Source organism: Vagococcus sp. 211 (genome assembly GCF_056322705.1).
On the sequence record NZ_CM150475.1, the window covers coordinates 582,805 to 608,778 of the forward strand.

21 protein-coding genes and 1 other RNA gene are annotated in these 25,974 nt (G+C 37.3%); 19 read left to right on the forward strand and 3 right to left on the reverse strand.

Annotation, left to right across the window (positions count from 1 at the left end; genetic code table 11):
* Positions 1-11 precede the first annotated feature (11 nt).
* The 12 genes from ACVWM0_RS02885 (at position 12) to ACVWM0_RS02940 (ending at position 12,639) form a co-directional block, all read left to right on the forward strand.
* Complete coding sequence (locus ACVWM0_RS02885) at positions 12-2,057, forward strand: BglG family transcription antiterminator (protein WP_476473144.1); 2,046 nt, start codon at positions 12-14, stop codon at positions 2,055-2,057.
* A gap of 3 nt (positions 2,058-2,060) precedes the next feature.
* Complete coding sequence (locus tag ACVWM0_RS02890) at positions 2,061-2,495, forward strand: PTS mannitol transporter subunit IIA (RefSeq protein ID WP_476473145.1); 435 nt, start codon at positions 2,061-2,063, stop codon at positions 2,493-2,495.
* A gap of 1 nt (position 2,496) precedes the next feature.
* Positions 2,497-3,630 (forward strand): mannitol-1-phosphate 5-dehydrogenase, encoded by a 1,134-nt coding sequence (locus ACVWM0_RS02895; RefSeq protein ID WP_476473146.1) that lies wholly within the window; start codon positions 2,497-2,499, stop codon positions 3,628-3,630.
* A 223-nt stretch (positions 3,631-3,853) separates the two neighbouring features.
* Positions 3,854-4,654, forward strand: coding sequence for an SDR family oxidoreductase (locus tag ACVWM0_RS02900; protein WP_476473147.1), 801 nt, complete (start codon positions 3,854-3,856; stop codon positions 4,652-4,654).
* Positions 4,655-4,671: 17 nt separating this feature from the next.
* Positions 4,672-6,522, forward strand: a complete 1,851-nt coding sequence (locus ACVWM0_RS02905) for a BglG family transcription antiterminator (RefSeq protein ID WP_476473148.1) — start codon at positions 4,672-4,674, stop codon at positions 6,520-6,522.
* Positions 6,523-7,008, forward strand: a complete 486-nt coding sequence (locus ACVWM0_RS02910; RefSeq protein ID WP_476473149.1) for a transcriptional regulator GutM — start codon at positions 6,523-6,525, stop codon at positions 7,006-7,008.
* Positions 7,008-7,559: a PTS glucitol/sorbitol transporter subunit IIC gene (srlA, locus tag ACVWM0_RS02915; protein WP_476473150.1), complete on the forward strand. Its 552-nt coding sequence runs from the start codon at positions 7,008-7,010 to the stop codon at positions 7,557-7,559. The genes ACVWM0_RS02910 and srlA overlap by 1 nt, the downstream gene beginning before the upstream one ends.
* A gap of 17 nt (positions 7,560-7,576) precedes the next feature.
* Positions 7,577-8,581 (forward strand): PTS glucitol/sorbitol transporter subunit IIB, encoded by a 1,005-nt coding sequence (gene srlE / locus ACVWM0_RS02920; protein WP_476473151.1) that lies wholly within the window; start codon positions 7,577-7,579, stop codon positions 8,579-8,581.
* 35 nt (positions 8,582-8,616) lie between these two features.
* Complete coding sequence (locus ACVWM0_RS02925; protein ID WP_476473152.1) at positions 8,617-8,970, forward strand: PTS glucitol/sorbitol transporter subunit IIA; 354 nt, start codon at positions 8,617-8,619, stop codon at positions 8,968-8,970.
* Between the two features lie 15 nt (positions 8,971-8,985).
* Complete coding sequence (locus tag ACVWM0_RS02930) at positions 8,986-9,654, forward strand: fructose-6-phosphate aldolase (RefSeq protein WP_476473153.1); 669 nt, start codon at positions 8,986-8,988, stop codon at positions 9,652-9,654.
* Positions 9,655-9,676: 22 nt separating this feature from the next.
* Positions 9,677-10,348 carry an HAD family hydrolase gene (locus ACVWM0_RS02935; protein ID WP_476473154.1) on the forward strand — a complete coding sequence of 224 codons (672 nt, stop codon included), beginning with the start codon at positions 9,677-9,679 and terminating at the stop codon, positions 10,346-10,348.
* Between the two features lie 158 nt (positions 10,349-10,506).
* Positions 10,507-12,639 (forward strand): leucine-rich repeat protein, encoded by a 2,133-nt coding sequence (locus ACVWM0_RS02940; protein ID WP_476473155.1) that lies wholly within the window; start codon positions 10,507-10,509, stop codon positions 12,637-12,639.
* Between the two features lie 93 nt (positions 12,640-12,732).
* On the opposite strand, the gene ACVWM0_RS02945 is transcribed toward ACVWM0_RS02940, so the two are convergent.
* Positions 12,733-14,067: a C1 family peptidase gene (locus tag ACVWM0_RS02945; protein ID WP_476473156.1), complete on the reverse strand. Its 1,335-nt coding sequence runs from the start codon at positions 14,065-14,067 to the stop codon at positions 12,733-12,735.
* Between the two features lie 189 nt (positions 14,068-14,256).
* On the opposite strand from ACVWM0_RS02945, the gene uvrB reads away from it, so the two are divergent.
* The 5 genes from uvrB (at position 14,257) to whiA (ending at position 22,030) form a co-directional block, all read left to right on the forward strand.
* Entirely contained in the window at positions 14,257-16,254 is a 1,998-nt protein-coding gene (uvrB, locus tag ACVWM0_RS02950) for an excinuclease ABC subunit UvrB (RefSeq protein WP_476473157.1), read from the forward strand.
* A 9-nt stretch (positions 16,255-16,263) separates the two neighbouring features.
* Entirely contained in the window at positions 16,264-19,107 is a 2,844-nt protein-coding gene (uvrA, locus tag ACVWM0_RS02955; RefSeq protein WP_476473158.1) for an excinuclease ABC subunit UvrA, read from the forward strand.
* 78 nt (positions 19,108-19,185) lie between these two features.
* On the forward strand, positions 19,186-20,082 hold the full coding sequence (gene rapZ / locus ACVWM0_RS02960; protein WP_476473159.1) for an RNase adapter RapZ: 897 nt from the start codon (positions 19,186-19,188) through the stop codon (positions 20,080-20,082).
* 5 nt (positions 20,083-20,087) lie between these two features.
* The gene (locus ACVWM0_RS02965) at positions 20,088-21,080 is read left to right on the forward strand and encodes a gluconeogenesis factor YvcK family protein (protein WP_476473647.1); all 993 of its coding nucleotides are present in this window, start codon (positions 20,088-20,090) and stop codon (positions 21,078-21,080) included.
* 23 nt (positions 21,081-21,103) lie between these two features.
* Positions 21,104-22,030 (forward strand): DNA-binding protein WhiA, encoded by a 927-nt coding sequence (gene whiA, locus ACVWM0_RS02970; protein ID WP_476473160.1) that lies wholly within the window; start codon positions 21,104-21,106, stop codon positions 22,028-22,030.
* Positions 22,031-22,065: 35 nt separating this feature from the next.
* Here the strand turns inward: whiA and ACVWM0_RS02975 are convergent, their stop codons facing one another.
* A complete protein-coding gene (locus tag ACVWM0_RS02975; RefSeq protein ID WP_476473161.1) occupies positions 22,066-24,258 on the reverse strand; it encodes a PBP1A family penicillin-binding protein in 2,193 nt (730 codons plus the stop codon).
* Positions 24,255-24,884, reverse strand: a complete 630-nt coding sequence (gene recU, locus ACVWM0_RS02980; RefSeq protein ID WP_476473648.1) for a Holliday junction resolvase RecU — start codon at positions 24,882-24,884, stop codon at positions 24,255-24,257. Before recU ends, ACVWM0_RS02975 begins: the two co-directional genes overlap by 4 nt.
* 209 nt (positions 24,885-25,093) lie before the next feature.
* Between recU and gpsB the strand changes: the two genes are divergently transcribed.
* Positions 25,094-25,516: a cell division regulator GpsB gene (gene gpsB / locus ACVWM0_RS02985; protein WP_476473162.1), complete on the forward strand. Its 423-nt coding sequence runs from the start codon at positions 25,094-25,096 to the stop codon at positions 25,514-25,516.
* A gap of 18 nt (positions 25,517-25,534) precedes the next feature.
* Positions 25,535-25,904, forward strand: an RNA gene (gene rnpB / locus ACVWM0_RS02990) — RNase P RNA component class B.
* The last annotated feature ends 70 nt before the right edge of the window (positions 25,905-25,974 follow it).

Below are 25,974 nucleotides of genomic sequence, written 5' to 3' on the forward strand. Positions count from 1 at the left end.
GAGGTGTCGATATGTACTTATCCCCTAGAGAAAAAGAATTACTGACATTATTAATTAATAAGTCTGTTGGTCTGACCTTAGAGGAGTTAAGTGAAGCGTTAGGTGTTAGTAGCCGAACGTTGTATCGTACCATCCATTCTTTGAATTCTACCTTGAAGAAAATGGCTGTTATGGTTGAAAAAAACCAATCTGGACTGTGGCACGTTACAGGTACAGTATCTCAGTTACAAATATTAGAAGATTATTTATTGGAGAGTCATTCAGGATTATCTAATCAAGAACGGGAAAAATTGGTGACGGTGGCCTTATTATCCGAAGAGGATTATGTTCCAAAAGATTACTTTATGGCGAAGTTTAAAATAAGTCGAACGGTGTTAGAACAAGATTTAAAAACGATTGAGATTACGTATCGTGAATTTGGTTTGATCTTAGAGGCGCAAAAAGGCTTAGGATTAAAAGTAGTCATTGATGAACTAGAGCGGCGTATACTCATTTCTCATTTACTGTCTAATGGTATTAATGATTTTGAGTTTTTTTCCATTGTTAATGAAACGGCAACGAGTGAGAACCCCTTTTTTGATTATGTTTCAATAGAGACCTTGACTCAGTTATATCAAATGATGTTAGAAAAAGAGTTACTTCAAGAACTCAATAGTAGTGACGAACGGATTAAAGAATTTTTGATTTACATGACGGTATCATTAGATAGGATGGAGCAGCACGGCTTAAAGGAAGAGGATATTACTAGTGGGAGCTATACGGAATCCTTGTCTTTTGATTTGAAAGAATTGCTTTATCCTTTTATGCCATTGCATGTTTCACAAGAAAGTCGGTGTCTGGAATTAAAAGTAGTTCAACGTAAATTTGAAGGGATTAGGAACAAAGAAGTTATGTCTAGTATGGACTTAATTGAAACCTCTTTAGGTTTTAATATTCGTGAACTTATTTCAGGAGTATCAAAACGAATGACGATTAATTACTTTTTAGATAATACTTTATACGAAGATTTGTATAAGCATATGAGAAGTGCTTTATGGCGTATTAAAGGCAAAAAGTATGATGACATACCAGATAGTTACTATTCCCTAAAAAAAAGATACGAAGAGTTATTTGAAGCAGTGACGGAAGAATTACAACTCGTATTTGCGGGATTAGAATTCAACGATGTAGAGATCATGTATATCGTTCTTCATTTTGCTTCAGTGGGTGAGCAGTTATCTGAAACCATTTCAGCGAGAGTATTATTAGTGTGTTCTTCTGGCATGGGGACGTCAAAGATGTTAAAAAATAGAATTCAAAAATTTTTCCCTAAAATTTCTGAGCTCCGCACAACAAACGTTAGTGGGCTACAAGAAATAGAGGCACAGACATATGATTTGATTCTATCTACTTCTTATCTCAAAGGATTTAGTCATCCGTACAAAGTGGTGAGTACTTTATTGGTGCAAGAAGAGATTGATGTTATACGAGAATCATTAATGGCATTGAATCAGAACGCGCATCAGCCGGTATCTGAGATACAAGTAAAATCAATGGTGGAGGCCTTACCTCCGGTTGATTTTAGTTTATTTACCAAGAAAGTGAACGTGGCAAATCAGATTTTAAATCAATTTAAACTAGAGTTTTTCGAGAATGAGCACTTAACCTTAGATGATGTTTTATTTATCATTTCTAATAATTTTTTGCAAGACGATGACAAGAGTCATTATCTCACCAAAAAGTTAATGGACCGGGCTCAAGAATCGCCGGTTGGTTTCCCGAATACGCAGATGGGATTTTTTCACGCTACTTCAGAGGTTGTGGACACGCCAAGACTACAAATTATTGATTTAGATAAGGGCTATCCAATCCAGGATTTCAATCATGAAACGATTGAGATGAAGCGCATGCTATTTATGGTGGCCAATACGAATAAGATAGAAACAGAAGTCAATGTAATGGGATGGTTTTCTGAGATTATTGTGGAATATTTGGATGAATTTGCCACATCAGATAATGATACCTTACTTAACATTCTACAAATAAATTTAATGAATAAAGTAAAGGAAGAGGTATAAGAGATGGACTTACAAAATAAAGCAATTAAATTAAACCAAGTAGTAACAACAAAAGAGGAAGCGATTAAATTAGCCGGTCAAACCTTAGTTGATGCAGGATTTGTTCAACCTGACTACATCAATAGTATGCTAAAAAGAGAAGACGTCTTAAGTACCTATATGGGAAACTTTATTGCTATTCCTCATGGGGTAGATGGCTCACAAGATCAAATCATTGAATCAGGTATCTCTATTATCCAATTAAGCCAAAGTGTTAATTTTGGTGAACCGGGTAGTGACAAAGATGTATTAATCGTTTTTGGTATTGCCGGAAAAGGCAATGAGCACTTGGATTTGTTATCAGAAATCGCTGTGTTCTGTTCAGAAATTGAAAATGTTCAAAAGTTAGCGGAAGCAAGTACAGTAGAAGACGTTAAAGCACTCTTAGGAGGAAACTAACATGAAAGCTATTCATTTTGGAGCAGGGAATATTGGTCGTGGTTTTATTGGACAAGTCTATTCCGATAATGGTTTTGATGTGACTTTTGTGGATGTGAATGAAACGATTATCAATGCGTTGAACGACAAAAAACAATATGATATTAAGATTGTTGACACGAATGACTTAGTCAGAATTGATAAAGTTCAGGGAATCAACAGTAAGGAGCATCCTGAAGAAGTCATAAAAGCTATCACAGAGGCAGACATGATAACAACCGCTATTGGACCAAACATATTGCCTTTTATAGCCCCACTTCTAGCGGAAGGATTAATGGCTCGTCTTGAAGCAGGAAAAGAAGGGATTGACGTTATTGCATGTGAAAACATGATAGGTGGCTCATCCTTCTTAAAGGCAGAAGTTATGAAGCACGTACCAGAAGAGAAACAAGTTCAACTGGAAGAGCTCGTTGGTTTTCCAAATGCAGCCGTAGACCGTATTGTGCCACAACAACAGCACGAAGATCCTTTATTTGTTGAAGTAGAAGCTTATAAAGAATGGGTTATTGATCAAAGTGGTGTAAAAAATACTCAGATTAAATTACAAGGAGTGGATTATGCTGCATCCTTAGAACCTTTTATTGAGCGTAAATTATTTACGGTAAACACAGGACACGCAACGGTTGCGTATGAAGGGGCTAAAAAAGGCTATACAACCATTCTCGAAGCAATATCTGATAAAGATATTGAAGAGCATTTGAGACATGTTTTAAGTGAAACAGGGGAACTAATGGTAACAAAATGGGGCTTTGATGCACAAGAGCATCAACAATACATTGACAAAATCATTGGTCGTTTTAAGAACCCTAAAATTGATGATGATATTAAACGTGTGGCTCGTACACCAATCAGAAAATTAGGAAACCAAGAACGGTTTATCAAACCAACGTTAGAATTAGCCGAAAAAGAATTAAATAATCGCGCGTTAGTATCCACCATTGCGACAGTTCTTGCTTACACAGAACCCACGGATGAAGAAGCCGTTAAGTTGCAAGAAAAAATAGCAAACGAGCCTTTAAACACAGTGATAGAAGAAATAACTGGTCTGACAAATCAACCCATTATTGAGCAAATCATTCGTGATTATCAGGCTTAACCAATAAAAAACCATTCTTTCTAGTAATGATTGCTAGAAGGAATGGTTTTTTTATTATTGTAATTGTGAAATCAATGAGTAGGCGTTATAATCAAAACAAATTCAGAAACGTTGATGCAACAGTTAGTAACACTTTTTTTTCGCTATCAAAAAAATGATGATATTAATTATCTTCACATTCCGTAGCATAATGAAGACATCAAATGATGTAGGAGTGAAGAGAATGACAGATTGGTTAGGGATTAAAAACAAAGTTGCGATTGTAACAGGTGGCTCTTCAGGTATTGGAGCAAGTATCGTCGAAGAATTATTAGCAGAAGGCGTTAAGGTAGCTAACTTTGACTTAAGTGAAGGTCAATTGACACATGATAATTTATTATTTGCATCAGTAGATGTGTCAAATAGAGAGAGCGTTGAAGCAGGTTTAGCTAAAGTATTAGAAACATTTGGAACAGTGGATGCGTTAGTCAACAATGCTGGTATTAATATTCCACGATTATTAGTGGATAGCAAAGAAGCAAAAAGTGAGTTTGAATTATCAGACGCTATTTTTGACAAAATGATTGCTGTGAATCAAAAAGGTGTGTATTTAATGAGTCAAGCCGTGGGAAGAGTGTTAGCCGAAAAACAGTCTGGTGTGATCATTAATATGTCATCTGAAAGTGGTCTCGAAGGTTCTGAAGGACAAAGTTGTTACGCTGCGACGAAAGCGGCAGTTAATAGTTTCACTCGTTCTTGGGCTAAAGAATTAGGCAAACAAGGGGTTCGCGTTGTGGGAATCGCACCTGGAATCATGGAAGAGACAGGATTAAGAACCATTCAATATGAAACAGCCTTAGCCTATACTCGTAACATTACAGTGGAAGAATTGAGAGCTGGATATAGTAAAACAAGTACAATTCCATTGGGAAGAAGTGGAAAATTATCAGAAGTTGCCGACTTGGTATGCTACTTCATGTCGGACCGTGCAAGCTATATCACAGGCGTGACAACCAACGTTGCAGGAGGCAAAACAAGGGGATAAAGAAGTGAGGGATTTCATTGTCACAAATTGATAAGTGGTATGACATATTAAAGGTGTTTGTTGCATATGGCAAAATTGAAGAGACGGAACTAAAAGACATTGTTCAGATTAGTACGCCGACGTTAAGAAAAAATATTAATCAATTGAATGAACAGTTAGTTGACATTGCTTGGATTCATAAAGAAGGAGCGGTTTATACTCTAGATATTCAAGACTTTGATTCATTTTCTATTATTTTAGATGGGCAATTAAAGCAAGCGGTAGACTTTAATTCCTCTACCAAGCGTACTGCTTATATATTAAAGGAATTAATAGAGACAAATGACTATTTATTAATTGATGACTTAGCAGAAGAGCTAGGAGTGAGTCGGGGAACCGCTTCTAGAGATTTAAAGGAAGTCAAAGAAATTGTCGAGACGTTTGGTGTCGGAATGATAGGAACACCAAATAAGGGGATGAAAATTGAAGGAGAAGAATTTGAACTTAGGTTGATTTATTTATACTACGTGCATGATTATTTTCCAACAACCTTTTACATCGGTGATATTAATCCTTACATTGAAGCCTATGCTTTAGAAAAAAACATTCCTGAAGGCAGTGTGAATACGTGGAAAAAAGTATTAGAGATCACGTTAAAACGTATTTTATCTAAACGTCATCTATTAAAAGCCATTCCGCATTATACCAATTATCAACTAGATGACGATAAATTTGATCAACTGATTTATGAAATAGAATCTCTGTATCATATTACATTAAGTCAGTATGACATTGATTTTATTAGTTTTCCTTTAAACATAAGTAACACAGGAGCAGTAGAAAAAATGTATATGAATGAAGCATTTGTTAGAGATATCTTTGATAGGATGCTTCATCATATTTACCAAGTGACAAGTGTTGAATTTGACGGAGATGAGTTATACGACGAGATGCGGTTTCATCTGTTGTATTTACTGAATCGACTCATTTTTCGGATGGAGAATTATGATTATTTTTACGGAGAAATTGAGAATAAATACCCTTTAGCTTATGAAATTGCTAAAGTGGGTATTGATGAAATTGAGCGACTAGTCGGTCGAACATCATCGGAAGCCGAAATTAGTTATTTAGCCGTTTATTTTGAATTAATGATGAAGAAAAAAGACAAAACGTCTCGTGAAATTGCGATTGTGTGTAACACAGGAAAAGGAACAGCAGCATTGATCAAGCAACAGATCAAGCAAGTGCTAGGAGATAATATTAGGTTAGCAACCTATACAGAAGATGAGTATCATGAAACAGACTTATCTGATTATTTTGCCGTGTTTACCACTATTCCGTTGGAAAATGTAAACGCTAAAACACCTCTCATTCGTATTACTAATTTATTTAACGATGAGTGGTTGCACTCTGAATGGCAGCGGGTCAAAAAAGTGAATGAGCTTAATTTCCATCATGTGGATTTTCACTTCAGTAAAGTTGTTCCAGATGTCTCCTATAAATCTCAATTGACACGTATGATTGAGCCGATGGTTGACAAGCAAGTTGTTGATGGTGATTTTTTAAAACGCATTTTTAATAGAGAAGAGCAACAAACCACTGTTTTTAGTAATGGGATAGCTTTTCCTCATGCGATTAATTTACAAAGTCACCGAATCATTTTCCATTTAGGTGTGTTAGAAGATGTGATTTCATTAAATCAATCAGATATTACCTACATTTTTATGGTAGGGATTCCTCAAAATATGAACGATGTCGTTGAAGCTGAGTTATTGCAATTGTATGATTATATGTTAAAAATTTTATCAGATGATACTAAGAAACAGGAGTTGAGTCGACTGACTGACTCAGAGCAATTTTATCAATGGTTATGGAAAGAGGTGTTTTAAATGAGTTTTATGGTTGTATTGGGAATCTTTGCAGTGAGTGCGTATTTATTACAAATCTTATTTGGGATGAAACAAATTAAGCATTTCAATCAAACGTATCAACGGTTAAGACGACAAGGTAAGGTAGCAATTGGTCGTAGAGCAGGTAAATTCAAAGCTGGAACCATAGTGATGTTTGCCGTTGATGGGAAAGGAAATGTCTTAGAATCAGTGAAAATGCAAGGGGTTACGGTTATGGCACAATTTAAAGACTTACCTCATTTCAAAGGACATAACATTCATGATTTCACGTTAGAAAATGATTTGGTTCAACAAGAAAATAAACTAATGAGACAAGCCATTGTCAATGGTCGCGAGATCTATATGCGTGTAGAGGCAGGTAATTATGTAGAAGAGACGCCGATGTCTCCATACATGAATGCTAAAGTGCATGCAGGTTTATTAAAAGATTCAGTTCAAAATAAATTTAGAAGAGGTGTTGAATAATGCAACATATAACAAATTTTGCAGAAGGATTTATGGGATTATTTCAGACAGGGGCAGAGACATTCATTAGTTGGATGACAGGAATTGTTCCCGTTGTTTTGATGTTAATGGTATTAATGAATACATTGATTGCCTTTTTAGGGGAAGAAAGAGTAGAACGTGTTGCTAAAGTATCAGCTAAAAACCCAGTCACTCGTTATTTAGTGCTACCATTCTTATCTGCTTTTATGCTAGGTAACCCTATGTCATTTACAATGGCTCGTTTTTTACCTGAGTATTACAAACCAAGTTACTATGCAGCACAAGCACAATTTTGTCACACTAGTAATGGGGTATTTCCACATATCAACCCAGGTGAGTTGTTTGTATGGTTAGGTATTGCTTCAGGAATTGAGCAATTAGGGTTAAACACAATGGATTTAGCGATTCGTTACATGTTAGTTGGTATGTTGATGAACTTTATCGGAGGTTGGGTAACAGATTATACAACCGCTTTTGTGTGTAAACAACAAGGCATTACATTAAGTAAAACAGTAGACGTAGCTAACTAAAAAGGAGAGAGAAACTCATGACTTATAGAAGCATAAAAGTAGTTAAAGGAAATGGTGGTTACGGTGGGCCGTTAATCATTACACCAACAGAAGCCAAACATAAATTTATTTACATTACTGGTGGGGGAGAAAAACCTGCTATCGTTGATAAAATTGCTGATTTAACAGGAATGGAGCCGGTAAATGGTTTCAAAACATCGATTCCAGATGAAGAGATTGCCTTAGCGATTATTGACTGTGGTGGTACATTACGTTGTGGGATTTATCCTAAAAAAGATATCCCGACGATTAACATTGTACCAACAGGTAAGAGTGGTCCTTTAGCACAATATATTAATGAAACGATTTATGTATCAGCCGTTGGCGTGAAACAAATTGAGTTGTTAGAAGAATCAGAAGCAGGAGCAACAGTATCTATTTCAGAAGAAGCAGCACCTGAAAAACAATACAAATACAGTACTGACAAAAAAATCACAGAGCAACGTGCGGAACAACAAAGTTTTATCGCGAAAATTGGAATGGGTGCAGGAAAAGTTGTCGCTACCTTCAATCAATCAGCTCGTGAAGGCGTACAAACCATGATTAACACGGTTATTCCGTTCATGGCATTTGTTTCGTTATTAATTGGTATTATTCAAGGGTCAGGTATTGGTGATTGGTTCGCTAAGATCATGTCTCCCTTAGCAGGAAATGTCATTGGGTTAATGGTCATCGGATTTATTTGTTCTTTACCGTTCTTATCACCATTATTAGGGCCTGGGGCTGTTATCAGTCAAGTAATTGGTACCTTAATCGGGGTAGAAATTGGTCGTGGTAATATTCCACCACAACTAGCATTACCTGCATTATTTGCCATCAATACGCAAAACGCGTGTGACTTTATCCCAGTTGGATTAGGTCTTGAAGAAGCAGAAGCTGAAACGGTTGAAGTTGGGGTTCCTTCTGTGTTGTATTCTCGTTTCTTAAACGGAGTACCACGTGTCGTTGTTGCTTGGTTAGCAAGTTTTGGTTTATATCAATAAAATAAAGAAAGTATCACATTAGGGGAGAGAGACACATGACTATTTTTAATACAACAATAACAAACATCGGAGCAGAGGCCGAAATGTTCCAGGCTGAAAATATGATCATTCTTTTTGGGGAAAACGCACCCGAAAGTTTAGCTGATTATTGCTATAACATTCAATTAAATAAAGCAAGTGAAGACATTACAACAGATATGACAATAACAATTGCTGATACAGCTTACCGCATTACAGCAGTAGGTGCTGTTGTTACAAAAAACTTGAATGAGTTAGGACATATCACGATTAAATTTGATGGCAGTACAGAAGCTGAATTACCGGGTACATTATATGTAGAAGCAAAAGAGATGCCAAAAATGACAGTAGGAAGTACGATTACCATATAAAAGGAGATAAGCCAAATGGAGTTAATGTTAGACACTGTTAATATTGAAAGAATTCGTCACTATAACGAGCATTTAAATATTCAAGGGGTGACAAGCAATCCTTCTATTATAAAAAAAGAAGGACACATTGACTTTATTAAGCATATGAAAGAGATTCGTCACCTCATAGGAGATGACAAGAGTCTGCATATTCAAGTAATTGGTGACACCTATGAGGCCATGATGCAAGATGCGGAAAGCATTTTGCATCATATAGATGATAAGGTTTATATCAAGGTCCCAACAACAGATGCAGGACTTCGGGTGATGAAAGAATTAAAAGCACGTGGTATCAATGTCACAGCTACTGCGATTTATTCTGTGTTGCAAGGCTTATTAGCGATTAATGTTGGGGCAGATTATATCGCACCATACTATAACCGAATGGCTGATATTGGACTGGATGCTAATGATGTGATTAGTCATCTAGCTCAACGAATAGAACAAACCGGTTCATCAACTAAAATACTAGCAGCTAGCTTTAAAAATAGCTATCAAATGGTAGATGCGCTTGCTTTTGGTGCTCAAAGTGTTACCATTGGCCCAGATATTTTAGAAGCTAATCTTGATACTGTAGCGGTTCAAAAAGCAGTCAATGATTTTAAATCAGATTGGGAAAGTGTGTACCAAAAGGATCATATTTAAGGATAAGACAAAGAGGTGTAGCATGTCAGAATTAAAGTTAGTTATATTTGATATGGACGGTGTTTTAATCGATTCAGAAAATTTCTATATGAGATCAGAGCAACAAGTGGTCAATGACTGTGGAAAAGAGGCTGAATTGTCCTATTTCAGAAAATATTGTGGGACGACACAAGATTATATTTGGTCACACATCAAAGAGGATTTCGAATTATCTGCTTCTGTGGATGAACTAAAAAAACGAGGAAAAGAAGCATTAGACTCATTATTTCGTAAGGAGCAAGTACAGTTGATTTCTCACGTGAACGAGTTATTTTCTCCTTTAAAAGACGCAGGATTCAAAATAGCTGTTGCCTCATCCACAGGGAAAGAACTCATTATCGAACATTTGACTGAGTTAGGTATCTATTCTTATTTTGATTTAGTGAAGTCTGGGGAAGAAGTGGCTCAGTCTAAACCGAATCCAGATGTTTTCTTAGCTGCGGCAAAAGAATTAGGTATTCCAAAAGAGAATTGTTTAGTGGTGGAAGACTCCACCAATGGCATATTAGCAGCTAAGAGGGCAGGGATGGTTTGTATAGGTTACAATAATTTAGATTATCCACCTGTTAATCAAGAAGAAGCAAATTGGATAATTACGGATATGTCTGAATTAACCCCTTATTTTGTTAAAAAAGTCTATCAATTGAATCGTTAGTGACAAGCAATCATTTTAAATAAATGATTGCTTTTTTTCGTTTTAAAAGGGATCTATTAGTTGAACAAATGAAAAGGATGGATTGACACTTCTTTTATTTCTTATATAATTAGGATTACTTTAATAAATATTTAGGTTAACCTAAAAGGAGAGAGAAGATGAAAAAATTAGCATTTGTTTGTGGTGCGGTTTTAGTAACCATGGCACCGACTTTTTATGAGGTACAAGCTGAAGAGCTTTATTCAATAGATTATTCAGAAGTAGAAGTAGCAAAGGAAGAGGGAGCTATTTTTAAAGACGCACAAGGAGTGGTGTATAAAATTATCATGAACCAAGAGGGACAACGGGAAGTCCAAATTGGTGACGGAGAAAAACCTATTCCAGGATTAGGTGTGGATATTGTGATACCAGAAGAAGTGGAACATGAAGGGAATCAGTACAAGGTAACAAAGGTGGCTAGCTTTGCCTTTACAACTTACGAAGATGAGGCAGGTAACATTGCAGAAGGTGGATCGAATGTAGAGGACATTCAGTTACCTAAAACGATACGCTCTATTGACGACAAAGCCTTTTACAGTTCGATTTATTTAAGAAACGTTCGCATTGAACCTGGTAGCGAGTTGTCATACATTGGTGACCATGCGTTTGCGTTTTCTAGTTTGACCGGTTTTTCTTTACCGGATAGGGTAGAAACAATTGGTAAAAGTGCTTTTACGTTTAACAATCAACTGGTTTATTTTGATATTAGTGACACTTCTCAACTAAAAACCATTGGGGAGGGAGCCTTTAGAACGAATCCTAAGTTGAAGAAACTTTATCTACCTAAGGAAGTAACAGATATTGGTGATTATCCATTTTCTGGGGCGATTGGTTTAAGAGAACTTCAAGTATCTGAGGAGAATGGAACCTATTCTTCTTTAAATGGAGTTCTATTTAACAAAGACCAAAGCACTTTGATTGCTTACCCTGCTGATAAAGATGGCGGAAGTTATGTGTTTCCAGATACTGTAAAAGTGATTGGAAAGAATGCCTTTGAGTACAATGTCAATTTAAGAGACATTGTTTTGAATGATGGTGTTGTCGAAATTGGTGATTTGGTTTTCAAAAACATGCTACGGGCAGAAAAGATTACACTGGGTAGTCAGATTGAGAGTATTGGGCGCCTTGCTTTTTATAACATCGAAAACTTAGAAGAATTGGTTGTACCAGATTCTGTTCATAGCTATGGTAAAAATCCATTTTATGAGTTAAACGGGTTAAAGAAAATCAGTCTAGGTGCCAAAACAACAGACATAAAATATGGTTTTCTAGGAGGATCGTTTGGTAGCATACAAGAAATTGAATTTAAAAATAAAGAGGTCGTCATTGGAGAGTCTGCTTTCATGTTCTTCTCAAACACCAACACGGAAAAAATTACTTATCTTGTTGCCTCAGAAGCAGCGAAAGTACAACTTATAAATGAATTAGGTGTGAGTGAAGAGATGATCCATCTAGTGGACGAACCCGTAGTGGATGAGCCAGTGGTAGACGAACCTGTAGTGGACGAGCCCGTAATAGACGAGCCAGTGGTAGATGAACCCGTAGTGGATGAGCCAGTAATAGACGAGCCAGTGGTAGACGAACCTGTAGTGGATGAGCCAGTGGTAGACGAACCCGTAGTGGATGAGCCAGTGGTAGACGAACCTGTAGTGGACGAGCCCGTAATAGACGAGCCAGTGGTAGACGAACCTGTAGTGGACGAGCCCGTAATAGACGAGCCCGTAGTGGATGAGCCCGTAATAGACGAGCCGGTGGTAGACGAACCCGTAGTAGACGAACCTGTAGTGGATGAGCCAGTGGTAGACGAACCTGTAGTGGATGAGCCCGTGGTAGACGAACCCGTAGTAGACGAACCTGTAGTGGATGAGCCAGTAGTAGAGGAACCTGTAGTAGACGAGCCCGTAATAGACGAGCCGGTGGTAGATGAGCCAGTGGTAGACGAACCTGTAGTGGATGAGCCGGTAGTAGATGAACCTGTAGTAGATGCCCCCGTAGTAGACGAGCTTGAGGTGGAGAATACAGAAGATACTCAAGTAACAGACAAAGAGGAGACAGATAAGGTGACGAAAAATGATGCAAAAGATAGTCAACCATCCGTATCTCTAGTAAGTAAAAAGGGAAGTAAAGACGGGATAGTAGAGAATACTTCCGCTAAACTTCCTCAAACAAATGATAAGAAACGCCCTCTATTATCTTACCTAGGAGGCATTGTTTTATCTGGGACTTACTTGGTTTTTAGACGTAAAAGGTAAGTAAGTATTCTCCTAATTCCCCCTGAAATAGGAAAAATATAAATAAAAAAGAAGCCAAACTCATCGATTAACATTGAGTTTGGCTTCTTTTTATTATGCTAAGGCACCCATTGGATCCCAAGGTGCTAACGTTGTGACGTTATCAGCTGCTACAATTTGTCTTAGCTCATCAGATAGGTATTTTTTATCCACCACGATTTGGTAAGTATATTCTTCTAACCACTCATCGCTCATGACAAAATAACCTTTTGAACCGACTTTGTTTCCCCAGCTGTTTTCAACCTTCCATTTAGTAGGTTTGTCATCAACTAAGTCAACGCCAGTTAATACCATAGCATGGGTCATTAAGCTCTCACCATAGTCTAGACGCTCCGCTTTACTCATAGAATAGTCAATATCCAATGTATCAGCGACGCTATAAATATCTGTGGCCATAATACCAGTATCTCGAGTAGAAGATTGACCCACATCACAGCCATACCATACGGCTTCACCGTGTTTAAGTTGGTCAATAGCTAGCTCTTTGAAGGTATCAATGTCAACGTTTAAATGGCGAACTTCTTTTCCTCCAACGACACTTCCTAACATCTCCACTGTATATAATTGGTTATATGGTTTGTCTTTTGTAGGTGCGTTAATCACACTAACATAATCAGACAAGTCACGCCCAATAAATTGATCATAGAAGCTTTGAGGTGTTAGGTCACGAACCAAATGATACGCTTCTTCTTTATCGTAATAAGAAAAATCGAATGTTGTGGGAGGTGTTCCTAAACTTGTACATAATAGAGTGTAAATTTCTTGTAGCATGCTTTCTTTTTCTAAGGTAATGGTTTCTTCTGTAGCGCCTTCTGCGACTAAGTTTCTTAATACCATGGCGTCACGGCGTAGTTTTTTATTCAAATAAGTATTTAACTCACTACTTTTAGAACTGCTGTATGATTCTGGCATGACACTTTTCGGTACGATACCATATTTTTGAATGATGGCAACTAGCATGTCCCATTGGCCGCCATCTTGTTGTGGTGTTTGAAGTAAAAAGCTTACTTTACGGCTTGTTAACTCTTCTTCAGATGTTGCTAAAATATTTTCATAGAAATAGTTAGCTTTTTCAAATTTATCCCAGAAAAAAGTATAACTTTGAGATAATTCGAATTGCTTAATATTAAACGCATCTTGGATGTGATGACGGAATGTATTGAGTGCGGCGAACATCCAGCATCGTCCACTTTGTTTTTGGTTGGTTACATTACCAGTATCTAAGTCGATTGAAAAAATGGGTGTGTTTAACACAGCCGAAGACTGATTTTCAGATGAAGCTAGGATCCCATTTTTCACTACCGCACGCTGACTCATTAAGTGTTTATCGTCCTTTAAATAGTTGGCATTAAATTGTTCAATGTGAGAAAAAGAAATTTCTTTAGACATTGTATCATCCTTCCATATTTATGATTAATAACTTACTCTATATTGTACTCTTCTTTCGAATATATACAAATAGAAAAGACTACTAATGACAAAATAGTTCTTCCATCTAAGAGGAGTTCCCGTATTGGCGAAAATATGTTCGCTATGGTAAAATATGAAGGTCAGATTAAGTCTAAAGGAGTAGGTAAAATGATAGATAGAGACACGTCGAGAACCTTTGATTTAGTATCTAAATACGAGCCAGCAGGAGATCAACCAGCGGCAATTAAAGAAATTGTTACTAATATAAATAATAAAGAAAAAGAACAAATTTTGTTAGGTGTTACAGGGTCTGGTAAGACATTTACCATGTCTAATGTCATTAAAGAAGTGAATAAACCAACCCTTATTATTGCGCATAATAAAACATTGGCTGGACAGTTATACAGTGAATTCAAGGAATTCTTTCCAAACAATGCTGTGGAATATTTTGTGAGTTACTATGATTATTATCAACCAGAAGCCTATGTCCCATCTAGTGATACTTTCATTGAAAAGGATGCTAGTATCAATGATGAAATTGATAAGTTACGACATTCAGCAACCAGTGCCTTACTTGAGCGCAATGATGTGATTGTGGTGGCATCAGTGTCGTGTATTTATGGTTTGGGTGACCCAAACGAATACAGCAAACAAGTCCTCTCTTTAAGAGAAGGAATGGAAATGGACCGTAATGAATTGTTACGTCAACTTGTGGATATTCAATTTGATCGTAATGACATCGATTTTCAACGTGGCCGATTTAGAGTTCGTGGAGACGTGGTTGAAATTTTTCCGGCATCACGAGACGAGCATGCGCTTCGTGTGGAATTTTTTGGCGATGAGATCGAGCGAATTAGAGAATTTGATGCTTTAACAGGTGAGATACTCATAGACCGGGAACATGTGGCTATTTTCCCTGCGACGCACTTTGTGACCGATGAGAATCATATGGAACAAGCCATTCTTCAGATTCAAGAAGAGTTAGAAGATAGATTAAAGGAACTCCGAAGGGATGATAAGTTATTAGAGGCACAACGACTAGAGCAACGGACCAATTACGATATCGAAATGATGCGAGAAATGGGTTATTGTTCAGGCATTGAAAACTATTCCCGTCACATGGATGGCCGTAATGAAGGGGATGCTCCTTATACATTAATTGATTTTTTTCCTGAAGATTCCTTAATTATGGTTGATGAATCTCACGTGACAATGCCTCAGATTAGAGGGATGTATAACGGAGATAGGGCGCGTAAGCAAATGCTTGTGGATTATGGGTTTAGACTTCCTAGTGCGCTAGACAATCGCCCTATGAAGCTAGAAGAATTTGAAGAACATGTTAACCAAATTCTATATGTTTCGGCGACACCAGGACCATATGAGTTAGATAGGACACAGCTTGTGACAGAACAAATCATTCGTCCAACAGGATTACTCGATCCAATCATTGAAGTGCGTCCAATTATGGGACAAATTGATGACTTGGTGGGAGAAATAAATGAACGCATAGAGAAAAATGAGCGGGTGTTTATTACCACCTTAACCAAAAAAATGTCAGAAGATTTAACGGATTACTTCAAAGAGCTAGGACTCAAAGTCAAATACTTGCATAGTGACATTAAAACACTTGAACGAACGGAAATCATTAGAGATTTACGTTTGGGTGTGTTTGATGTTCTGATAGGTATCAACTTACTGAGGGAAGGAATTGATGTACCAGAAGTATCACTCGTGGCTATTTTGGACGCGGATAAAGAAGGCTTCCTTAGAAGTGAACGTTCTCTTGTTCAGACAGTTGGTAGAGCGGCACGTAACTCTGAAGGGAAAGTCATCATGTACGCGGATAAAATGACAGACTCTATGACCAAAGCCATTGATGAAACGGCTCGAAGAAGAGGTATTCAGGAAGCATATAATACAGAACACGGCATCACTCCAACCACAATCATTAAAGAAGTTCGTAATTTAATCAGTATTACAAAAGAAGCAGAAGAAGAAAATACAGGTCATTCGGTACTAGAAGAATACAGAAGTTTAGACCGAAAAGAAAAAGAAAATGTCTTGTTAGACATAGAATTACAAATGAAAGAAGCGGCCAAAGCATTAGACTTTGAACGTGCCGCGACATTGAGAGATACTTTGTTGGAACTAAAAGCTGAGAAATAGGAGAAGACGATGGCGAACGATAAAATAGTAATAAAAGGAGCGAGAGCTCATAATTTAAAAAACATAGACGTTACGATACCTAGAGATAAAATGGTTGTTGTGACTGGTTTATCGGGCTCAGGCAAGAGCTCTCTTGCTTTTGATACCCTTTATGCTGAAGGTCAAAGACGATATGTGGAGAGTCTATCCGCATACGCTCGTCAATTTTTAGGTCAAATGGACAAACCTGATGTGGATAGTATTGATGGATTGAGTCCGGCCATTTCTATTGATCAAAAGACAACGAGTAAGAACCCACGGTCTACTGTGGGAACTGTAACAGAAATCAACGATTATTTGCGCTTGCTTTATGCTCGCGTGGGTCATCCCATTTGTCCAAATGATGGCACTGAGATAAGTAGTCAATCCCCAGAAGAGATGACAGATAAGGTGTTAGAACTAGAGGAGCGCACACGCATTCAGATTCTTGCACCTATTGTGAGAGGGAAAAAAGGCCAACATAAAAAAGTGTTTGAACAAATCAAAAAAGAAGGATTTGTGAGGGTACGTGTAGACGGTGAATTATTTGATTTAGAAGAAGTACCAGAATTATCTAAAACAAAAAAACATGATATTGAAGTTGTGGTTGACCGAATAGTAGTTAAAGAAGGCATTCGGTCACGTCTGTTTGACTCCTTTGAAGTGGCTCTTAGATTATCTGAAGGATACGCTATTGTAGATATTATTGGTGGGGAGGATTTAGTGTTCAGTGAACATCACTCTTGTCCTTACTGTGGGTTTACTGTGGGGGACATTGAACCCCGACTCTTTTCTTTTAACACACCCTTTGGGGCTTGTCCTGAATGTGATGGGTTAAGCGTTAAGTTAGAAGTGGATGCTGATTTAGTAGTGCCAGATAAAACGAAAACCTTAAGAGAAGGAGCGATTACACCGTGGAACCCTATTAGTTCTAATTATTATCCTCAAATGTTAGAACAAGCATGTCTGGCTTTTGATATTGATTTTGACGTGCCTTTTGATTCATTAACAACAGAGCAGCAAGAGATATTACTGAGAGGATCCGATGGGAAAGAATTCCATTTTCATTATGAAAATGAATTTGGTGGTGTCAGAGATGTTGACATGCCTTTTGAAGGGATATTGACTAATATTAAGCGTCGTTATCACGAGACTAACAGTGATTATACGAGAGAACAAATGAAGTTATATATGACAGAGCTTACGTGTGAAGCATGTCACGGTTACCGATTAAATAGAGAGGCTTTATCTGTTAAGGTGAAAGGGAAACACATTGGTGAAATTAGTCAATTGTCTGTAGTGGATTCTGTTAATTACTTCAAAGAGTTGTCTTTTGGTGAACAGGAGCAGACCATTGCAAGTCCCATTCTTAAAGAAATTCATGATCGATTGAGTTTTCTGAACAATGTGGGATTAAGTTATTTAACTTTAAGTCGATCATCGGGTACTTTATCAGGTGGAGAGGCACAACGGATTCGTTTAGCGACTCAAATTGGTTCTAATTTGTCAGGTGTTTTATATATCTTAGATGAGCCTTCAATAGGTCTTCATCAACGAGATAATAATCGGTTGATTGACTCTTTAAAGAAAATGAGAGATTTAGGAAATACTTTGGTAGTCGTGGAACACGATGAAGACACGATGCGTGCCGCAGACTATTTAATCGATATAGGTCCTGGAGCTGGTGAATTAGGTGGTAATATTGTATCGGCTGGAACCCCTGAAGAGGTGGAGAACGATCCGAACTCATTAACAGGGCAGTACTTGTCTGGAAAAAAACAGATTCCTGTGCCAACAACACGTCGCAAAGGAAACGGCCAAAAAATTACGATTAAAGGTGCCACAGAAAATAATCTTAAGAATATAGATGTCACAATACCTTTAGGGAAGTTTGTTGCTGTAACAGGCGTCTCAGGTTCGGGGAAAAGCACATTGGTGAACAATATTTTGAAGAAAGCATTGGCTCAAAAAATCAATCGCAATTCTGAGAAACCGGGTAAACATCGTTCATTGACTGGCTATGAAGGACTAGAGAAAATTGTTGATATTGACCAAAGTCCAATTGGTAGAACCCCACGAAGTAACCCAGCAACTTATACAAGTGTGTTTGATGACATTAGAGATTTGTTTGCTAAAACGAATGAAGCGAAAATTCGTGGCTATAAAAAGGGGCGTTTTAGTTTTAATGTGAAGGGTGGTCGTTGTGAAACCTGTCGAGGAGATGGCATCTTAAAAATCGAGATGCATTTCTTACCTGATGTGTATGTTCCTTGTGAGACATGTGGTGGCAAACGATACAATTCAGAAACATTAGAAGTTAAATATAAAGGCAAAAACATTGCTGAGATACTGGAAATGAGGGTGGAGGAAGCGGTTCTCTTTTTCCAAGCCATTCCTAAGATTCACAGAAAACTTCAAACCATCGTTGATGTAGGTTTAGGCTATGTTCAGTTAGGACAGTCTGCGACAACGTTGTCTGGTGGAGAGGCTCAAAGAATGAAATTAGCTAGCGAGCTCCATAAACGGTCCACAGGTAAAAATATTTATATCTTAGATGAACCGACAACAGGTTTACATGCGGATGATATTAGTCGATTGCTTGTGGTATTAAATCGGTTAGTGGATGCAGGTAATACGGTTCTTGTGATTGAACATAATTTAGACGTCATTAAAACATCTGATCATATCATTGATTTAGGACCAGAAGGTGGCGATGGTGGTGGTACGATTGTAACAACTGGAACCCCTGAAGAAGTGTGTGAGGTAGTGGAAAGTTACACAGGACAATACTTAAAAGAAGTTATGGAACGATTTAACCAAAACGAGTCACTTTAAAGTGACTCGTTTTTTTCTCTAACAAAGACACGCCCGGGTGTGTTATAATGGTGAAACTGAGTAGAAGGAGTGATAAATATGGAAGAAAAACAAATAGATAGCCTACAATTAGTCGTGATTACAGGAATGAGCGGTGCTGGTAAAACAGTTGCCATACAAAGTTTTGAAGACATGGGCTTTTTCTGTGTAGATAATTTACCTCCAAGTTTAATCCCTAAGTTTTGGGAATTAATTAAAGAATCTGGAAAAATATCAAAAATTGCTTTAGTGATTGACTTACGTTCACGTGCTTTTTTCCAAGAAATTCAAAGCATGTTAGTGGAATTAGAAAATACAAAATTAGTCGACACAACGATTATGTTCTTAGATGCATCGGATAAAGAGTTGGTGTCCCGTTATAAAGAAACAAGAAGAACTCACCCCTTAGCCATGGACGGATTAGTAACAGAAGGCATTGCTAAAGAGCGTGGCTTGTTAGAAGAATTAAAGGCGGAAGCCCAGTTAGTGATTGATACAACAACATTAGCACCTCGTGAATTACGTGAAAAAATCATTGGTCATTTTAAAACACAAGACACCTCAACGTTTAGAGTAGAGATGGTATCTTTTGGTTTTAAATATGGTTTACCGATTGATGCAGATGTGGTGATGGATGTCCGCTTCTTACCTAATCCACATTATATTGATGAGCTAAGACCTAATACAGGTCTAGATCAAGCCGTATATGACTATGTTATGGCCTCTGAAATGACGGAAGATTTTTATACAAAATACGAAGACTTGATGTTAACCATTTTACCAGGTTATAAAAAGGAAGGTAAAATGAGTGTCACAATTGCGATTGGCTGTACTGGCGGTCAACATCGTTCTGTTGCATTGACAGAGCGATTGGGCAAACGATTGGCACAAGATTACAATACTAATATTACCCATCGCGATATTAACAAACGAAAAGAAACGGTTAATCGCTCATGAGCACCATGAAAACCTACCGAATTCGGCGACCTAAAATTGTTATTATTGGCGGTGGGACAGGTCTACCCGTTATCTTAAAAGGATTACGTGACCAAAGTGCTGATATAACAGCGATTGTAACAGTGGCTGATGATGGTGGGAGTAGTGGTGTTTTAAGAAGCAGTTCGCACATGAGTCCTCCAGGGGATTTAAGAAATGTCTTGGTAGCTTTATCAGACATGCCAGAGGATTATTCTGATGTGTTTCAATATCGGTTTGGGAAAGAACATGATTTATTAGCGAATCACACCATTGGGAATATTGTGATTGCAGCTATTTCAGAGATGAAGGAAAGCACGTACGAAGCAGTACAGATGCTGAGTCATTTCATGCATGTAGATGGAAGAATCTATCCTGCGTCTGAAAAAGCGTTGACCCTACATGCTGTATATGAGGATGGGACAAAAGCGGTGGGCGAGTCTCATATAGTGAAGGAACGTAAACCGATTGATTATGTTTATGTTCGTGAAACTGAAACGGACAGAGAAGCAAAACCCGCAAGAAATGTTATTCAGGCTATTGAAGAAGCTGATATGATTGTTTTAGGACCAGGAAGTATGTATACTAGCATTCTGCCTAATTTGATGATTTCAGAAGTAGGACAAGCGATTGCTAAATCTAAAGGTGAGGTTGTTTATATTTGTAATATCATGACGCAAAAAGGTGAGACCGAAAACTTTACGGATGCGGATCATGTCAGAGTATTACACCACCATTTAAAAGAAAAATTTGTGGACACGGTATTAGTGAATACTGAGATCATTCCAGATGATTATATGGATGAAGAAACGTATGATGAGTATTTGGTTCAAGTCAGACACGATTTTCAAGGGTTAAGAGATGAAGAGTGTCGTGTCATTTCTGCCGATTTTTTAGAATTAAGAGATGGTGGCGTCTTCCATGACGGTAATAAGGTAGTAGAAGAGTTATTTCGTTTAGTATTCGGAGCGAAATATTAGAAGAAAGATAGGAGTGAGTCAGTATGTCATATGCTTCAGATGTCAAAAAAGAATTGACTACATTAGAAGTTCATAGAGAACATGCAAAAGCTGAGTTGGCTGCTCTGATCAGAATGAATGGGGCGGTAACGTTGGTTAATAAGCAGTTCGTACTGAATGTACAAACTGAAAATGCCGCCATTGCCCGTCGGATTTATACATTGTTAAAAGATCACTATGAAGTGAATAGTGAGCTATTAGTGAGACGAAAAATGAAACTAAAAAAGAACAATGTTTACATTGTTAGATTGAAACAAGAAACACAAATGGTACTAACAGACTTAGAAATTATGGATGATTTAATGTTTAATACAAGAGTATCCAAAACAATCATGGGTAACGAGCAAAAAATGCGTTCTTACCTAAGAGGAGCTTTCCTAGCAGGAGGTTCAGTTAATAATCCAGAAACAAGTCGGTATCATTTAGAGATTTATTCAATGTATGAAGATCAATGTTATGACATTTGCGAAATGATGTCGTATTATCATTTGAATGGACGAGTATTAGAGCGTCGAAACGGTTACATTGCTTACTTAAAAGGGGCAGAGGAAATAGCGGACTTTTTAGTATTAATAGGTGCAACCAATGCCATGTTAAAATTTGAAGATGTTAGGATTGTCAGGGATCTTAGAAACTCTGTGAATCGCCTGATGAACTGTGAGAATGCTAATATGAATAAAACCGCTGATGCAGCCAAACGTCAAATTGAGAATATCCGTTTGATTGATGATATGGTAGGATTAGATAAGTTGCCTGATAAGTTGAAAGAGGTAGCAGAAATGCGAGTAGAATACCCAGAGATAAGTTTGAAAGAACTTGGGGAAGTTTTGCCTTCTGGAGCTATTAGTAAGTCAGGAATTAACCACCGTATTCGAAAACTAAATGAATATGCAGACAAACTAAGAGGATAAAAAAAGCGTAACAACTAAATGTTGTTACGCTTTTTTTATTCTGTTTTACTCTTCGGCTTTTCTGGTGTGGATTGTGAATTCGTTGTGGGTTGTTCTTCTGGTGTTTCAGTAGGTTGCTCTTCTGTTTTTTCTTCCTCTACTTCTTCTTCAGTCACTTCAACGTCTTCTTTAGGTTGTTCTTCTTTTTTGTCTTTAGATTCTTTCGGACTGCTTTCTTCGACATACTCATAAGTATATTGGGTTTGCTTAGCAGGTTGTGTGTTGTAATACTTATAGGTAGGATTTTGAATCCCGATAAAATCATTTAAATAAATATCTGTTCCGATACGAGTGACGCCATCAGGTTGTTTCCAATCTGTTGGTTCTAATCCTTGGTAAAGATAGGTCATATAGTTACGATAGATATCAATAGCTAACCCTTGATTATATAATGGGATAGCACGGAAATAATCTTTATATCCTGTCCAAACGGCTAAAGAATATTTAGGTGTATAACCAACGAAAGAGATATCAGGGCTTCCTTCACCAATAACTTTATCTAGAGCATCATCTGAATAGTTAGATGTTCCTGTTTTACCAGCTTGAATTAAGCCAGGAATTTGAGCATTGACAGCAGTCCCGCGGTTGATAACGTCTTTCAACATATCAGTGATGATATAGGCGGTTGTATCTTTCATCGCTCTTGTTCCATCTGGTTCAAAGACTTCTTCTGTACCATCAGGATAGATCACTTTACTGATATAGGTAGGCTTGTAATAAACACCACCGTTGGCAAAAGCGGCATAAGCAGACGCCAATTGTAAGGTAGACGCGTCCATTGTAATCGCACTCGATTGATGAACCGTGTTATCAAAACCTAAGGTATGAATGAACTCTTGAGAAGTTTCATTCCCAACTTGTTCTAAAGCTTTTAAAGCAGGAACATTACGAGAGTCTACAAGAGATTCTCTCATAGTTAACGTCCCGCGATAAGAATTATCATAGTTATAAACTTGTGTACCGTCAGGGTATCTGTATGGCTCATCCACAAATAGTTCACCTGTTCCGTAATTTAAGTTTTCAATGGCAGGAGCATAGGCTACTAAAGGTTTAATCGTTGACCCAATGTCCCGTTTACTTTGAGTCGCTAAGTTCATGTTACCTTGTGTATCTTCTCCCACTTTACGACCACCAACTTGGGCTTTTACTTGACCTGTTTTAACGTCCATCAAGGTTGCGGCAGCTTGGAAATCATCATCTGGGAAGTTTATAGATGAGTTGTCATCATTTAGTAAATTGTATAAATATTCTTGTGCTTCTAAATCAATGTTAGTGTAGACGGTTAACCCATCTGTTAATGGGTCTTTTTTGGTTAATCGTTGTGTTTCTTTTATAACCTCAGTGACATAGTTATCCGTAATTGCTTTCATACGGTCGTCTTCTTTTAACGGTTGTAAACCTTCATCAATAGGCGTTGCGATAGCTTCATTGTATTCTTTTTCAGTGATTGCATTGTCTTTTTTCATTTCACCAAGAACTAAATCACGTCGTTGTTTAGCTGCATCCTTATTAACGTAAGGGTCATAGTTTGTTGGTGCTTGTGGAATACCAGCTAACAGTGCATATTGAGCAAGACTTAAGTCTTCTAATTCTAATCCATAATAAGCTAATGCCGCTGTTTTCATCCCGTAGACACCGTTAGACATGTACACACGATTGATGTAGTAGGTTAGAATCTCATCCTTGGATTTCTTTTTCTCTAACTCTACCGATAACCAAGCTTCTTGGGCTTTTCGTTTGATGGTTTGGTCTTCTTGTTTCGTTGAAAAATAAGATAGCTTGATAAGTTGTTGGGTTAGAGTACTACCACCTTGTTTACTGTTACCTTTAAAATTCGATACAGCCGCACCGGCAATACGAATAGGATCAACACCCACATGTTCTTCAAAACGTTTATCTTCAATAGAGATAATCGCTTGTTTTAAGCTTGGTGGGATTTCGTTTGGTTTAATAATTTCTCTTTTTTTCTCACCGTATTCAGAATAGACTTTACCGTGAGGGTCTAATAATTTAGAAGACATGGTGTCTTCTAATTGTTTGTAACTTAATTCTGGGGCATCTTTTACGTAGTAAAAAAATAGTCCCGTCCCTGCTACAAGAGGGATACAGATTAATGATAACAGAACGATTAAAGTGATTAATATCGCTTTTGATCGATTCTGTTTGGGTTTATTCTTTTTGTTGGTCATTTTAAATGATCTCCTTCTAAAATGTACTGATCTAAAGCGTCAAGATAAGGAATGCTTGGAGCAAACCCTAAAGGAACATCAAAACCATCTTGTCGAATGCAATTGATAGGAATTGATTTACGGTTCGTTTCTTTTTGTTTCCAATAATCAATAAGAGGTTTTGCTGGAAATAGATAGCACTCTTTCAATGTGGAAAACCAGATGAGAACGAAAATAATCCCACCCTGCTCTAAGCAATGTTCCATGTGATCGATTTGATGTTGATGAAAATTGGCTAAGGGAAAAGAGGTCTTATTCTTAGTCGCTTTTGCTTCAAAATCAATGTAAAATCCGTTGTAGATACCATTATAATCCGTCGTTGAAGCCTCTTTGAAATACGCTTCTTTTATGACCGCAGCACTTCTTTTAGGATAGTGGACATCAACAATTTGAATGGGCGTAGGCTTTTTGTGAATCACAGCTCGGCCTTTGGTTAAATAATAGTGGTTACTTTTGTTGATTTCTTCTTCAAAGGACATCCCACGATTAGCAAATGTTCCTTTACTATTTAAGGAAATCGGTGTCTGAGGCTGTCGATTATTAGGCCTTTGAAATGATGGTTGCCCGTTAGGATAATTTATTTTCAGATGAATCACGCTCCTAGACCGTATTATAACAAATCTTGAATTACAATGAAAAGAAAATAAATGGAATATCGCTTAAATAAGTATTTTGTAATATTTATTTAAAAAAAGGGAGCTCAGATTTGATTTATGTGCGATAATTAGATACAATGAAAATTATTATGAAATGATTATGTATACGCGTGTATAGCAAATTAAAAGAGGTGTAATAATTGACGAAATTAGTTTATTCCGCAAGAGACATTTTACAAAAAGAATTTAAAACTAAAGTAAGAGGCTATGACCCGATTGAAGTGGATGAGTTTTTAGATAATATTATTAAAGATTACGAAGCTTACAATCAAGAATTATTAACATTAAAAGAAGAAAACAAACGCTTAGTTAACAAGGTAGATCAATTATCTCAAAATCAAGCGACGCTTTCAAGAATGAAACAAGAAGCACCTAAGACAGCCACAACCACTAACTTTGATATCCTTAAACGATTATCTAACTTGGAAAAAGCTGTATTTGGTGGTAAAGTAGAGGATGTTCTAACAAATGATGCGAGTGAAACAGTTCGTAACACGTTGAACAATGCTGCTCAAAAAGTATTAAACCCAAACGATGATTTGGAAGCAACAAAACGTTTTTAAATAGACAAGAATATTGCAATTTTCGGATAATCGCAGTTTAGACAACTAAATTGAGGAAAGTCCATGCTCGCACAGACTGAGACGTCTGTAGTGTTCGTGCTTAATGAAACAATAAGTTAAGGTACTCTTTTAGAGTAACGGCAGGCAAAACAGCTAAAGCCTTTTAGGTCATGCTGGAGTAACCTTGAAAGTGCCACAGTGACGAAGTAATTTTAGAAATAAAATTAGTGGAACGGGTAAACCCCTCGAGCGAGCAACCCAAACATATGGTAGGGGCACCTTTCTCAAGGAAATGAACTTAGAGAAGGGACAGATAGTTTCTGTAGACAGATGATTATCGTCAACATTCAGACCTGACGAATGTTGATACAGAACATGGCTTACAGAAAATTGCAAGTATCAGGCTAGCCTTCCAATTTGTTTGGAAGGCTTTTTTTTAAAAAGAGATCCGTTAAAAA

Excerpts from the sequence above, each read along its gene's own strand:
- ACVWM0_RS02885 (WP_476473144.1), top strand. The coding sequence starts at position 12 with ATGTACTTATCCCCTAGAGAAAAAGAATTACTGACATTATTAATTAAT.
- ACVWM0_RS02890 (WP_476473145.1), top strand. The coding sequence starts at position 2,061 with ATGGACTTACAAAATAAAGCAATTAAATTAAACCAAGTAGTAACAACA.
- ACVWM0_RS02895 (WP_476473146.1), top strand. The coding sequence starts at position 2,497 with ATGAAAGCTATTCATTTTGGAGCAGGGAATATTGGTCGTGGTTTTATT.
- ACVWM0_RS02900 (WP_476473147.1), top strand. The coding sequence starts at position 3,854 with ATGACAGATTGGTTAGGGATTAAAAACAAAGTTGCGATTGTAACAGGT.
- ACVWM0_RS02910 (WP_476473149.1), top strand. The coding sequence starts at position 6,523 with ATGAGTTTTATGGTTGTATTGGGAATCTTTGCAGTGAGTGCGTATTTA.
- srlA (WP_476473150.1), top strand. The coding sequence starts at position 7,008 with ATGCAACATATAACAAATTTTGCAGAAGGATTTATGGGATTATTTCAG.
- srlE (WP_476473151.1), top strand. The coding sequence starts at position 7,577 with ATGACTTATAGAAGCATAAAAGTAGTTAAAGGAAATGGTGGTTACGGT.
- ACVWM0_RS02925 (WP_476473152.1), top strand. The coding sequence starts at position 8,617 with ATGACTATTTTTAATACAACAATAACAAACATCGGAGCAGAGGCCGAA.
- ACVWM0_RS02930 (WP_476473153.1), top strand. The coding sequence starts at position 8,986 with ATGGAGTTAATGTTAGACACTGTTAATATTGAAAGAATTCGTCACTAT.
- ACVWM0_RS02935 (WP_476473154.1), top strand. The coding sequence starts at position 9,677 with ATGTCAGAATTAAAGTTAGTTATATTTGATATGGACGGTGTTTTAATC.
- ACVWM0_RS02940 (WP_476473155.1), top strand. The coding sequence starts at position 10,507 with ATGAAAAAATTAGCATTTGTTTGTGGTGCGGTTTTAGTAACCATGGCA.
- ACVWM0_RS02945 (WP_476473156.1), bottom strand. The coding sequence starts at position 14,067 with ATGTCTAAAGAAATTTCTTTTTCTCACATTGAACAATTTAATGCCAAC.
- uvrB (WP_476473157.1), top strand. The coding sequence starts at position 14,257 with ATGATAGATAGAGACACGTCGAGAACCTTTGATTTAGTATCTAAATAC.
- uvrA (WP_476473158.1), top strand. The coding sequence starts at position 16,264 with ATGGCGAACGATAAAATAGTAATAAAAGGAGCGAGAGCTCATAATTTA.
- rapZ (WP_476473159.1), top strand. The coding sequence starts at position 19,186 with ATGGAAGAAAAACAAATAGATAGCCTACAATTAGTCGTGATTACAGGA.
- ACVWM0_RS02965 (WP_476473647.1), top strand. The coding sequence starts at position 20,088 with ATGAAAACCTACCGAATTCGGCGACCTAAAATTGTTATTATTGGCGGT.
- whiA (WP_476473160.1), top strand. The coding sequence starts at position 21,104 with ATGTCATATGCTTCAGATGTCAAAAAAGAATTGACTACATTAGAAGTT.
- ACVWM0_RS02975 (WP_476473161.1), bottom strand. The coding sequence starts at position 24,258 with ATGACCAACAAAAAGAATAAACCCAAACAGAATCGATCAAAAGCGATA.